This is a genomic window from Bradyrhizobium sp. CCBAU 11434 (assembly GCF_028128895.1).
In the GTDB taxonomy this organism is placed as follows: Bacteria; Pseudomonadota; Alphaproteobacteria; order Rhizobiales; family Xanthobacteraceae; genus Bradyrhizobium; species Bradyrhizobium zhengyangense.
On record NZ_LBJX01000102.1, the window covers coordinates 43,072 to 55,706 of the forward strand.

Annotated in this window: 11 protein-coding genes and 1 riboswitch; of the genes, 7 read left to right on the top strand and 4 right to left on the bottom strand. The window is 65.3% G+C overall.

Annotated features, from left to right (window positions below; translation table 11 throughout):
- A complete protein-coding gene (locus tag XI06_RS37450; protein ID WP_271607625.1) occupies positions 1-414 on the top strand; it encodes an EVE domain-containing protein in 414 nt (137 codons plus the stop codon).
- Between the two features lie 3 nt (positions 415-417).
- Here the strand turns inward: XI06_RS37450 and XI06_RS37455 are convergent, their stop codons facing one another.
- Positions 418-1,509 (bottom strand): adenylate/guanylate cyclase domain-containing protein, encoded by a 1,092-nt coding sequence (locus XI06_RS37455; protein WP_237861314.1) that lies wholly within the window; start codon positions 1,507-1,509, stop codon positions 418-420.
- 100 nt (positions 1,510-1,609) lie between these two features.
- Here XI06_RS37455 and XI06_RS37460 point away from each other — a divergent pair, with 100 nt between their 5' ends.
- On the top strand, positions 1,610-2,065 hold the full coding sequence (locus tag XI06_RS37460; protein WP_237861054.1) for an SRPBCC family protein: 456 nt from the start codon (positions 1,610-1,612) through the stop codon (positions 2,063-2,065).
- A gap of 12 nt (positions 2,066-2,077) precedes the next feature.
- Here the strand turns inward: XI06_RS37460 and XI06_RS37465 are convergent, their stop codons facing one another.
- Complete coding sequence (locus XI06_RS37465; protein ID WP_237861052.1) at positions 2,078-3,247, bottom strand: DNA topoisomerase IB; 1,170 nt, start codon at positions 3,245-3,247, stop codon at positions 2,078-2,080.
- Between the two features lie 416 nt (positions 3,248-3,663).
- Between XI06_RS37465 and acs the strand changes: the two genes are divergently transcribed.
- Together acs and XI06_RS37475 are read left to right on the top strand one after the other, a co-directional pair.
- The gene (acs, locus tag XI06_RS37470) at positions 3,664-5,610 is read left to right on the top strand and encodes an acetate--CoA ligase (protein WP_237861051.1); all 1,947 of its coding nucleotides are present in this window, start codon (positions 3,664-3,666) and stop codon (positions 5,608-5,610) included.
- Between the two features lie 426 nt (positions 5,611-6,036).
- The gene (locus XI06_RS37475) at positions 6,037-6,552 is read left to right on the top strand and encodes a L,D-transpeptidase (RefSeq protein WP_237861049.1); all 516 of its coding nucleotides are present in this window, start codon (positions 6,037-6,039) and stop codon (positions 6,550-6,552) included.
- 56 nt (positions 6,553-6,608) lie between these two features.
- Here the strand turns inward: XI06_RS37475 and XI06_RS37480 are convergent, their stop codons facing one another.
- Together XI06_RS37480 and XI06_RS37485 are read right to left on the bottom strand one after the other, a co-directional pair.
- The gene (locus XI06_RS37480) at positions 6,609-7,199 is read right to left on the bottom strand and encodes a thermonuclease family protein (protein WP_237861047.1); all 591 of its coding nucleotides are present in this window, start codon (positions 7,197-7,199) and stop codon (positions 6,609-6,611) included.
- A 43-nt stretch (positions 7,200-7,242) separates the two neighbouring features.
- Positions 7,243-7,449, bottom strand: a complete 207-nt coding sequence (locus XI06_RS37485) for a DUF1674 domain-containing protein (protein ID WP_271607626.1) — start codon at positions 7,447-7,449, stop codon at positions 7,243-7,245.
- 188 nt (positions 7,450-7,637) lie between these two features.
- Between XI06_RS37485 and XI06_RS37490 the strand changes: the two genes are divergently transcribed.
- The 3 genes from XI06_RS37490 to purH all read left to right on the top strand — a co-directional run bounded on the left by XI06_RS37490 (position 7,638) and on the right by purH (position 12,618).
- On the top strand, positions 7,638-8,984 hold the full coding sequence (locus XI06_RS37490) for an RsmB/NOP family class I SAM-dependent RNA methyltransferase (RefSeq protein WP_237861044.1): 1,347 nt from the start codon (positions 7,638-7,640) through the stop codon (positions 8,982-8,984).
- Between the two features lie 157 nt (positions 8,985-9,141).
- A complete protein-coding gene (locus XI06_RS37495) occupies positions 9,142-10,860 on the top strand; it encodes a heparinase II/III family protein (RefSeq protein ID WP_271607627.1) in 1,719 nt (572 codons plus the stop codon).
- A gap of 59 nt (positions 10,861-10,919) precedes the next feature.
- Positions 10,920-11,001: riboswitch (ZMP/ZTP riboswitch) on the top strand.
- Positions 11,002-11,025: 24 nt separating this feature from the next.
- Positions 11,026-12,618 (top strand): bifunctional phosphoribosylaminoimidazolecarboxamide formyltransferase/IMP cyclohydrolase, encoded by a 1,593-nt coding sequence (purH, locus tag XI06_RS37500; protein ID WP_271607628.1) that lies wholly within the window; start codon positions 11,026-11,028, stop codon positions 12,616-12,618.
- Positions 12,619-12,635: the final 17 nt, after the last annotated feature.

The window sequence follows — 12,635 nt, forward strand, 5'->3', positions numbered from 1 at the left end:
ATGGCGTACTGGCTGGTGAAATCCGAACCGTCGGTGTGGTCCTGGGACCAGCAGGTCGCAAAGGGCGCCAAGGGCGAAGCCTGGACCGGCGTGCGTAACTACACCGCGCGCCAAAACCTCGTCGCCATGAAAAAGGGAGACAAGGCGTTCTTCTACCATTCCAACGAAGGCAAGGAGATCGTCGGCATCGCGGAGGTTATCAAGGAGGCCTATCCGGATCCGACCGACAAGACTGAAAAGTTCGTCTGCGTCGACATCAAGGCCGACAAGCCCTTGAAGACGCCAGTGACGATGGTGGCCATCAAGGCCGAGAAGAAGCTCGCCGACATGGCACTGGTGAAATATTCACGCCTGTCGGTGCAGCCGGTGACCGCGGAGGAGTGGAAGCTCGTCTGCAAGATGGGCGGGATGTAGGCGCTAAGAGGCTGGTCCTGGCGCCTCCGGCAGCGTGAGGACCTCGCAGGGCGAGGCAATGCCGCGCAGCTTGTGCAGTCCGAGTGCGACCAGGGGCATGTCTGTCTCTGCCGCGAGCGCGCCGGACACCAGCACGGTCCTGCCGAGGGGCTTGCACAGGCCTTCGAGCCGGCTGGCGAGATTGACGGCGGGGCCGATCGCGGTGAAGTCGAGCCGATTAGCGGCGCCGATATTGCCCCAGAGCATCTCGCCGAGATGGAGCGCGGCACCGAACGCCAGCGGCGGCAATCCTTGCGCAGCGCGCTCGGCGTTGAGATACGCCATCCCAGCTTCAGCTGCGCCTGCGGCGCGGAGAGCTGCCTCGCAAGCACGACGCGGCGACCCCTCGACCACCGGAAAGATCGCCAGCACGCCGTCGCCGATGAATTTCAGCACCTCACCGCCGAAGGCATGAACAGCACCGGCGATGCGATCGAACCAGGCGTCGAGTGCTGCGATGATGTCAGCCGGCGGACTGGTTTCCGACAAGGTGGTGAAGCCGCGCAGGTCGGCATAGAGCAGCGCTGCCTGAATGGTCTCACCGAGGTCGCGCCGCAGGGGTGCCGCCAGCACTCGCTCGGCGCTGCGCTTGCCGAGATAGGCCTCCAGTGTCGCCCGCAACGTGGCGCGCGCCGCGAGCGCGGCGAGCGGTGTCGCTGCAAAGCGTGCGGCCTGGCGCAGTTGCTCGATGTCGTCTGGTGTGAACGGACGCGGCCCGATCCAGCCGAGCAGCGGCCCATCGCGCCCGACTACATCCTCGTGCACGTTGCCATCAGCGAAGCCGCGCAACCAGCGGCGACCGCTATCGTCAGGCAAATCGGGCGCCAGCCCGCCTGGCGCAAAGCCGAGCGCCTCGATCACCCGGCCATTGTCCGCACGCCACAGCCATGTCCGCTTTGCGATCAGCGGGTGGGGCACCTCCAGGGTTAGCGCGCCTGCCGCAAGCGGCACGCCATCGGCGAGCAGATGCGCACCGAGTTCCGCAAGCAGGCGATCGGCGCCGGCACTGTCTGAGGCGGCATCGACAAGCCAGGCGAGGGTCGGGGAGAGTTGCATGATCCGATGATGGCGAAGGAGAGCCGCCTTTGTCACGGGCAATCCTTGACGAGCCGCTTTGGTGCCGCCATCTGCCCATGAACCCCAGGGATGATCGCCGATGACCGAGCCATTCGTATTGCGTCGCGAGACCCAGATCGCCGCCCCGCGCGCCACCGTGTTCGCCTATTTGACCGACCCTGAGAAAATCCTGAGCTGGATGGGATCGGATGCGACCACCGAGCCGCATCCCGGCGGGCTCTATTTGCTCAAGGGTATCGGTCCACGCGGCAGTGTCGCCCGCGGCGCCTTCCGTGAGGTCGTGCCGGTGCATCGCCTGGCTTATACGTTCGGCTGGGAGGGCGGTCAGGAAGTGCCGCCCGGCTCGAGCCTGATCGAGATCGACCTGATCGAACGCGACGGAGGCACGTTGATGCGCATGACGCATAGCGGACTGCCGACGGAGGAACAGATGGCCGCGCACGCCAAAGGCTGGGCGCATTATCTGAGCCGGCTCACGAGCGCCGCCGCAGGCCGCGATCCTGGTCCGGACAGGGGTCTTTCAGACAATATGTAGCGATGCGGCGGGTTACACCGCCGCGGTCGCCACCACCTGCGCCAGCAGCTGCTCGCGCCTTGCCTGCGAGCGCTGGCCCTTCATGGTCGCCGCGAAGCGCTCCAAAATGCCGTCCTCGAACGCAGTGACGATGGTATCGTGGACGTAGCTCTTACGGCAGATCGCCGGCGTGTTGGAGAGCTTGTCGGCCGCGGCGCGGATCGCGTCCAGCACCTGCTTCTTGCGGCCGCGCTGGCTGGTCGCCGGCGTGATCCGCGACAGCGATTCCACCACGACGGCGGACGCCATCAGCGTGCGGAAATCCTTCAGCGAGATCTTGATGCCGGCGATCTCGCGGAGGAACGCGTTCACCTGGGTCGTGCTGACGGCGCGCACGATGCCGTAGGCGTCGCGATACTGGAACATGCGCTTGCCGGGAACACCCTGCAAAATGCCGATAGCGCGCACCAGCTTGGCCGCATCGCACTCCTTGCGCACGGCCTTGCCGCCCTTCGCCTTGAAGGTCAGCACGAAGCAGTCGTCTTCCAGCGTGACATTGGACTTCAGCAGCGTGGTGGCACCGCGCGTGCCGTTGAGACGTGCATAGGATTCATTGCCGGGACGGATCGCCGTGCGCGCGATCAGCTCGATCACGGCCGAGAGCGCGAATTCGCGCGTCGGCTCCTCGCCCGACAGGAACGCCGAGACCTTCCGCCTGATCTTTGGCAGCGCACCGACGAGCTTTTCCAGGCGATGCGCCTTGCGGTGCTCGCGGACCTTCTCCCAATCGGCGTGATAGCGATATTGCAGCCGGCCGGCGGCATCGCGGCCCACGGCCTGGAGATGCGAGCTCGGATCGGCCGAGTAGCGCACCTCACGATAGGCGGGCGGCACCGCCATGGCGTGCAGCCGGCGGATGGTGCGGGCGTCGCGGATATGGGCGCCGTTGGGGCGGACGAATGAATAGCCCTTGCCGCGGCGGATACGGCGGATGGTCAGCTCGTTCTGATCGCCGAGCCGCAGGCCCAGCTCCTTCGCAAGGGCCTCGACCGTCGCCAGGGACGCCTGATCGAACACTTTCTTGGGGCTGGGACGGGTGGAACCTGCCGGTTTCGGCCATTGTCCGAGGGCTTTGGCCAGCGCAATGGCAGCAGGATCCGCCGCGGCAGGCCGCATCGTCCCGAGATTCTGCTGATCCATCATAGTCTTATGCCTTGGCCCTGTCTGTTACCGTTCAATGCCGCTGTTCTGATTTTTGTTCCAAGCGTCGCCTGGAGGGTCTCTTGGGACCCGGGTTAGCCACTTAGGGTGTTCCGAACGGCATTGCGAGTCCCGAATCAGTGAGAAGAGGTTACTAAATACCTCCTGCGGCGCATGGGCGCCCTGCACGAGCCTCTTCCCGGGATTTGGGTAAAGAGCCAAACACCGCTGCCCCGGCCTGTTTCAGATTTGCGACATCAGGCCTTTGCAGCTTGATCTTCCGCATGGCCTGCCGCTCACCGAAGGTCCAGCTTGTGATCCTTGTCGCGGGCGGTTAGCCCGACGCATAATCGTTCAACGATGAAGTCGGCTCGCCAGTCAGCTGTGCTCGGCTTGCCGGATGTGGAGGGAAGGGAAGCATGTCCGAGAAGATCTACGACGTCCCCGCGGAATGGGCCAAGCGCGCCTGGGTCGACCAGGCCAAGTACAAGGACATGTACGCCCGCTCGATCGCGGACCCGAACGCCTTCTGGGCCGAGCAGGCCAAGCGCATCGACTGGATGCACGCGCCGACCAAGATCGAGAACGTCTCCTTCGCGCCCGGCAATATCTCGATCAAATGGTTCGAGGATGGAATCCTCAACGTCGCCCATAACTGCATCGACCGCCATCTCGCCAAGCGCGGCAACCAGACCGCGATCATTTGGGAAGGCGACGATCCCTCGCAGTCCAAGCACATCACCTACAAGGAGTTGCACGACGAGGTCTGCCGGATGGCCAACATCCTGCGCACCCGCAACGTCAAGAAGGGCGATCGCGTCACCATCTATCTGCCGATGATTCCGGAAGCGGCCTATGCGATGCTGGCCTGCGCGCGGATCGGCGCGATCCATTCCGTGGTGTTCGCGGGCTTCTCGCCGGATTCACTCGCGCAACGTATCAACGACTGCCAGTCCAAGGTCATCATCACCGCGGATGAAGGCCTGCGCGGCGGCAAGAAGGTGCCGCTGAAGGCCAATGTCGACGCGGCCCTCGCCAAGGCCGACGGCGTCGACTGGGTCGTCGTGGTCAAACGCACCGGCGGCAAGATCGACATGAACCCGACGCGCGACCTCTGGTACCACGAGGCCGCGGCGATGGTGACGACGGAATGCCCGGTCGAGCACATGCATGCCGAGGATCCGCTGTTCATCCTCTATACGTCGGGCTCGACCGGCCAGCCCAAGGGCGTGCTGCACACCTCGGGGGGCTATCTCGTGTTCGCGTCGATGACGCATCAACTCGTGTTCGACTATCACGACGGCGACATCTACTGGTGCACCGCCGACGTCGGCTGGGTGACCGGCCACAGCTACATTCTCTACGGACCGCTCGCCAATGGCGCGACCACGCTGATGTTCGAAGGCGTGCCGAACTACCCTGACAATTCGCGCTTCTGGAGCGTCATCGACAAGCACAAGGTCAACATCTTCTACACCGCGCCGACCGCAATCCGCGCGCTGATGCAGGGCGGCGACGAGCCGGTGAAGAAGACCTCGCGGGCCTCGCTTCGTCTGCTCGGCTCGGTCGGCGAGCCCATCAATCCGGAAGCCTGGGAATGGTATCACCGCGTCGTCGGCGACGACCGCTGCCCGATCGTCGACACCTGGTGGCAGACCGAGACCGGCGGCATTTTGATCACGCCGCTGCCGGGCGCGACCAAGCTCAAGCCGGGCTCGGCGACACAGCCGTTCTTCGGCGTGGCGCCCGAGATCGTCGATGCCGACGGCAAGGTGTTGGAGGGTGAGACATCTGGCAATCTCTGTCTGACGCGCTCCTGGCCCGGTCAGATGCGTACCGTCTATGGCGATCACGCCCGCTTCGAGCAGACCTACTTCTCGACCTACAAGGGCAAGTACTTCACCGGCGACGGCTGCCGCCGCGACGCCGACGGCTATTACTGGATCACCGGCCGCGTCGACGACGTCATCAACGTCTCCGGCCACCGCATGGGCACCGCCGAAGTCGAGAGCGCGCTGGTCGCACATGAGAAGGTGTCGGAAGCCGCCGTCGTCGGCTTCCCGCACGACATCAAGGGCCAGGGCATCTATGCCTATGTGACCCTGATGGCCGGCATCGAGCCGACCGAGGATCTGCGCAAGGAACTCGTCACCTGGGTGCGCAAGGAGATCGGACCGATCGCATCGCCCGACCAGATCCAGTTCGCACCCGGCCTGCCCAAGACCCGCTCCGGCAAGATCATGCGCCGCATCCTGCGCAAGATCGCCGAGGACGAGCCGGGTAGTCTCGGCGACACCTCGACCTTGGCCGATCCCGCCGTCGTCGACGATCTCGTCAAGAACCGGCAGAACAAGAAGTCGGCCTGAGCTCTCGTGCCCCGGACGCAGCGCAGCGCCTCTGTTGGCGGTGCGCTGCAGAGCCGGGGCCTACCCATCCGCAACGCACCCTCCGGCTTTCTGGGTCCCGGCTCTGCGCAGCAGCGTTGCACGCTGCAGCGCGTCGGGGACACAAGACCGGCTTCTGCGCCAACGTTGCCTAAAACAACCCCTGTTCACACCCTCACGCGCTTGTCAGCGGGCGAGCGGCCGTGCCCGCATCTTTCCCGCCAAGTGTTGTTTTCAGGTCATTTACTTTATTTCGAACATTTCCTTTCTTCCCCCTGCTGGCTCGCCTTTTGCGGTCGCGCGTGGAAACTGTCCGGTTAACAAGCGCGGTTAAGAATGTCTGGGCAGGCAGCGATTGCCGGTTTTGCGTGAATTTGGACGATCCGTTTTGGGCTGAGGGGAAAATCGATGTCGATGAAGATTGCACTGGCGCTGGCCGCCACCGTCGGGGCAGGGGCCCTGATGTCGACGGCGGCCGAGGCGCGGCCGGAGATGGTTGGAACGCACGTCGCCAATTATTCGCCCGGCACCATCGTGGTCAAAACCAACGAGCGTCGGCTCTATCTGATCCTCGATGACGGCCACGCCGTGCGGTACCCCGTCGGGGTCGGCAAATCAGGCAAGCAGTGGGCCGGCACCACCCGCATCGATGGCAAGTATCGCAACCCGGCCTGGTCGCCGCCCGCCGAAGTGAAGCGCGACAAGCCGCAGCTTCCCGACGTGATCCCGGGCGGCTCGCCGCGCAACCCGATGGGCGTGGCGGCGATGACGCTGGCCGGTGGCGAATATGCCATCCACGGCACCAATGTGCCGGGCTCGGTCGGCGGCTTCGTTTCCTATGGCTGCATCCGCATGCTCAACGACGACATCACCGATCTCTATAGCCGCGTCTCGGTCGGCACGACGGTGGTCGTGACGCGCTGATCGAACAGATCAAAACAGAGATTGAAAAAGCCGCGCCGTCAGACGCGGCTTTTTTGTTACCAGAAGCGCCAGCCGCGCGTGCACCAGCCATCGCGATGGCCGCCATTGTAGCTGCGCGCATAGCCACCCGCGAGCATCGCGGCTGACACATTGGCTGTGCGCCTGGTCCCGACATCGGCGAGGACGCGCCCGTATTTTTCCGAGCCGAGATTGTAGATCGTGACACCGCCCTGGCCGAGCAAGTTGCGCAGTGCATCGGTGGCCGCTTCAGCCTTGTTCAGCTCGTCCTGGCAGGATGCCTTCATCTCGGGTGCGTCGATGCCGCGCAGGCGAATCCGCGCGACGAGATCGCGTCCGTCGCGCTGACGCACACGCGCCAGGAAAGTGTCGCCATCGATGGTGCGGACGACATCGACTTGCAGGCGATCGTCGGGATTGCCTGAGTGCTGCAGGATGATCTCGGCGTCCTGCGCGCGCTCATCGGCCGGATGCGGAACCGGCCAGTTCTTCCCGTGCCGGAAGGTGAGCACGACAACGACGGCGACGCCGATCACGAACATCCACGGCAAGACGCCGGCGAAGCGGCGGCCAAATGGCGAGCCACTGTAGGATGGACGATATGGATGACCGGGGTCGAAGCGCGACATCCGCGCAGGCTAGGGCTGAGTCGGCGGAGCCCGCAAGAGAGCGTCAAAAGTCCGAGGCGATACCTTTGCGCTCCCAATCACCAAAGCGCGTGGGCTCAGGTCCTTTCGGTCCCTGTAACTCCTTCGGCGCCGCTTCAGCATGCGCGGCCGCGGCGGCCGCGGCCCGCCGGCGTGCCTCGGCTTCGGCCAGCGCGCGCTGGGCCGCCGGTGGCAACGGCTTGCGATCGGGGGCGGGAGGTTGGTCGTTCATCGTTCGGGGTCCTAGCGCAGGATCGTCACGCGCGCGACGTCCAATAGCGCATTGCTGAAATGGCAGCTAAGGGCTGAAATCGCCAGAGGCATTCTTACATTTGGCATATTCGCATGCCAAAGAATGTGTTCTCAAGGCATGCGCCCATAACGGCGGAACTGCCGCCTCGCTCAGAACCTTACGTCCGCATGCCATCTCAACGTTTTGCCCCTCCGTCCGAAGTGCCCGGTCTTGCGGCGCGGCGGATCGCTGCCGATATCGTCGACGGCGTCCTGCACAAGCACCGCACGCTCGATGACCAGCTCGACGGCTCTGGTGCCCATCCCGGACTGAAGACGCTCGCTGACCGCGACCGCGCACTGATGCGGCGTCTGGTCGCAACCATTTTGCGCCGTCTCGGCACGCTCGGCCACGTGCTCTCGCGCCTGCTCGACAAGGGCATTCCCTCCGACGCACCACGCGCGCAAAGCGCTCTGCTGATTGGCGCCGCCCAGATTCTCTGGATGGACGTGCCCGATCACGCCGCGGTCGATCTCTCGGTTCGCCTGGTGCAATCCGACCGGCGCGCCGCGCGTTATGCCGGCCTCGTCAACGCGGTGCTGCGCCGCTGCGCGCGCGAGGGCCAGGCGCTGGTCGAGGAGGTCGCATCGCAATCGCTCGACCTGCCGCCCTGGTTGCTGGCGCGCTGGAGTGCGCATTACGGCGAGGCGACCGCGCGGGACATGGCGCTCGCTCTCGGCCACGAACCGTCGCTCGACCTGACGGTGAAGTCCGATGCCGCGCAATGGGCGAGCCGTCTGCATGGTGAAGTGCTGCCGACCGGCTCCGTGCGCACGCTGCTGCACGGCTCGGTGACCATGCTGCCGGGTTTCGCCGAAGGACAATGGTGGGTACAGGACGCAGCCGCCGCGCTGCCGGTCCGGCTGTTCGGCGATATCAAGGGCAAATCCGTCGCCGACCTCTGTGCGGCGCCCGGCGGCAAGACCGCACAGCTGGCGCTATCGGGCGCTCGCGTCACCGCGCTCGACCGCTCGCCCGCCCGGGTGGCGCGCCTGCGCGAAAATCTGAACCGCCTGTCGCTTCAGGCCGAGACTGTCGTTGCTGACGCCGTGGAATGGACGGGGCCGGCGGACGGCTTCGACGGAATCCTGGTCGATGCGCCCTGCACCTCGACAGGGACGATCCGCCGGCATCCTGACGTCGCCTGGCTGCGGCAGGAGTCCGACGTCGCCGCGATGACCATTCTCCAGCAGCGGCTGCTGCAGAAATCCGTCTCGCTGCTCAAGCCGGGCGGAACGCTGGTCTATTGCACCTGTTCGCTGGAACCCGAAGAAGGCGAGCAAGCCGTGGCCACGTTGCTGGCCGCGGAGCCTGCATTGCGCCGTGTTCCGATCGACGCCAGCGAGGTCTCCGGGCTCAGCGAGATCATCACGGCCGACGGCGATCTCCGGACCCTGCCGAGCCACTTGCCGCATGCCGACCCGAAGCTCGGCGGGCTCGACGGATTTTTTGCGGCCCGGCTCGTTAAATCCTGATTTTGCACCGGATTTTGCTACCGCCACCCTGATTCGAGGCCTTTCAAGGTGGTGTCGGCCGTCCGATTTTGGGATTAATAAGGATTCGTCGGAATCCTCTCCCCCTTCAAGGCAAGGCGTGTCGGTCGCTCAACGCAGACGTATCTCGACGCTGGTCATGAACCGCTTCGCGCGGAACATGCTCGCGCGCGCGAGCGGCGGTTCCGTTGCGCTGTCGAGGGTCTGGCCGGGCCGGACCGATCGGTTGATCATCGCGCCGCATGATTTGCGCACCGCGGATGCGACGCGCGCCGCCGAGATCTATGCCGGCCGCTTCGTCTTCGCCGGCAAGATCGTCAACTGCCATGGCCGCTCGATCTTCGATCTCGATCCGCCGTCGGAGGATTGGGAGGTCGCGCTGCTCGGCTTCGGCTGGCTGCGGCACCTGCGCGCCGCCGACACCGCGCTGACCCGGGCGAATGCGCGCGCGCTGGTCGAGGACTGGATCAGCAACCCCGCCAACAAGCGCCGCCCCTTGGCGCGCCGCGCCGACGTGCTGGCGCGACGCGTGATCTCGCTGCTGTCGCAAGCACCGCTGGTGCTCAACGACACCGACAACAAATTCTACCGCCGTTACCTGCGCGCACTCGCGCGCGAAATCCGCTTCCTGCGCTTCACCATGGTCAACATCCCCGACGGGGTGCCGAAGCTCCAGGTGCAGATCGCGCTGTGCTACACCACGCTCTGCCTCGCCAACCAGGCGCGCCATATCCGCAGCGCCTCGAAAAAGCTCTCCGAGGAATTGCAGCGGCAGATTCTCCCCGACGGCGGCCACATCTCGCGCAATCCCGGTGCGCTGATCGAGCTCTTGATCGACCTGTTGCCGCTGCGGCAGACCTTTGCCGCGCGCAACATCGCGCCGCCGCCCGCGCTGCTCAATGCGATCGACCGCATGATGCCGATGCTGCGCTTCTTCCGCCACGGCGACGGCAATTTCGCTTTGTTCAACGGCATGAGCGCGACGTCATCGGACCTGCTCGCGACGCTGCTTGCCTATGACGATGCACATGGCGCGCCGATGGCGAACATGCCGCATACCGGCTTCCAGCGCCTCGACGCCGGGCCGACCACCGTGATCATCGACACCGGCCCGCCGCCGCCGCCCGGCGTCAGCCATGACGCGCATGCCGGCTGCCTGTCGTTCGAGCTGTCCTCCGGGATCAGCCGTATCGTCACCAATTGCGGCATGCCGACCACGGGCCGCGACAATTGGCGGCCGTTCGCGCGCAGCACCGCGGCGCATTCGACGCTGACCTATCACGACACCTCGTCCTGCCAGTTCGTCGAGATGTCGGCGATGAAGCGGCTGCTGCACGGTGCACCGATCATCAGCGGTCCTCATGAGGTCGAGAGCTATCGCGAGGTGGTCGAGGGCGGCACGCTGCTGACGACCTCACATGACGGCTATCTCGCCAAGTTCGGCGTGATCCATCGCCGCGTGCTGATGGTCGCCAATGACGGCGCACGGATCGACGGCGAGGACTCGCTGTCGCCGCCGCAAGGGGCGCGGCTCAAGGGCACCGATGCCGATTTCGCGCTGCGCTTCCATCTGCATCCGGCAGTGAAGGCGAGCCGGCTGTCGGATGCGCGCGGCGTGATGCTGGTGCTGCCGAACCGCGACGTCTGGACCTTCGAGGCCCTCGATGACAAGGTCGACCTCGAGGACAGCGTGTTCCTGGCCGGCAATGACGGCCCCCGCCGCACCGCCCAGATCGTGATCCGCCAGGATGCGCGCCAGGCACCCTCGATCCGCTGGAGCTTTGTGCGTTCCACCGCCTCGCCGGCGGTCACCAACGCCCGCCGCAATGCGCGGCGCGAGCCGGAACTTCCGCTGTAAACAGGCGTGATCCGGCCCTATCTCGTCGTTGTGAAATCGGCTGAAAGCTGCTATCGAGCGCTCGTTCGCGCGACTGGCGACCTTGGATGGAGCACCATCGGGAAGCGCGACACATATCCGCCGCGCGCCTGGGCATAGACACTCCCTGAACAGAGGATCTTGCTCATGACTGACCATCCCCGCCGCGTTACCCGCGCGCTTCTCTCCGTCTCCGACAAATCAGGCCTGATCGAGTTCGCCAAGGCGCTTGCCGCGCATGATGTCGAGCTGGTCTCCACCGGCGGCACCGCGAAGGCGATCGCCGCGGCCGGCCTCAAGGTGAAGGACGTTTCGGAGCTGACCGGCTTCCCTGAGATGATGGACGGCCGCGTCAAGACGCTGCACCCGAAGGTGCATGGCGGCCTGCTCGCGATCCGCGATAACAAGGAGCACACGGAGGCGATGAGGGCGCACGGCATCGCGCCGATCGACCTCCTCGTCGTCAATCTTTATCCGTTCGAAGCGACCGTCGACAAAGGCGCGGGCTTTGAGGACTGCATCGAGAATATCGACATCGGCGGCCCCGCGATGATCCGCGCCGCGGCGAAGAACCATGACGACGTTGCTGTCGTGGTTGAGGCCGACGACTACAAGGCCGTGCTCGACGAGCTCGCCGCCAACAACGGCGCGACCACGCTGAAGCTGCGCCGGCGGCTTGCCGCCAAGGCCTATGCACGCACCGCAGCCTATGACGCCGCGATCTCGAACTGGTTCAACCGGCAGCTCGAGATCGACGCACCCGACTTCCGCGCCTTCGGCGGCAGACTGATCCAGTCGCTGCGCTATGGCGAGAACCCGCACCAGACCGCGGCGTTCTACGCCACGCCCGACAAGCGTCCGGGCGTTTCGACCGCACGGCAGCTCCAGGGCAAGGAGCTCTCCTATAACAACATCAACGACACCGATGCGGCCTACGAATGCATCGGCGAGTTCGATGCGAAGCGCACCGCCGCCTGTGTGATCGTCAAGCACGCGAACCCTTGCGGCGTCGCCGAAGGCACGAATCTGGTCGAGGCCTATCGCAAGGCGCTGGCCTGCGATTCCACCTCCGCCTTCGGCGGTATCATCGCGATGAACCGGCCGCTCGATGCCGATACCGCACGTGAGATCACGAAGATCTTCACCGAGGTGATCATCGCACCCGACGCGAGCGAGGAAGCGATCTCCATCATCGGCGCACGCAAGAATCTCCGCCTGCTGCTCGCCGGCAGCCTGCCCGATCCGCGTGCGCCGGGCCTGACCGCCAAGACGGTCGCGGGCGGCCTTCTGGTGCAGAGCCGCGACAATGCCGTGGTCGACGACATGACATTCAAGGTCGTCACCAAGCGCGCGCCTGATGATGCTGAAATGCGCGACCTGAAATTCGCGTTCCGCGTGGCAAAGCACGTCAAGTCCAACACCATCATCTACGCCAAGGATCTCGCCACCGTCGGCATCGGCGCGGGCCAGATGAGCCGCGTGGATTCAGCGCGGATCGCGGCGCGCAAGGCGCAGGACGCGGCAAACGAGCTGAAGCTCGCGGAGCCGCTGACCAAGGGTTCTGTCGTGGCGTCGGATGCGTTCTTCCCGTTCGCGGACGGCATGCTCGCCTGCATCGAAGCCGGCGCCACCGCCGTGGTGCAGCCCGGCGGCTCGATGCGCGACGACGAGGTGATCAAGGCTGCCGACGAGCACGGCATCGCCATGGTGTTCACGGGGACAAGGCACTTCAGGCACTGAGTTTGCCGTCATTCCGG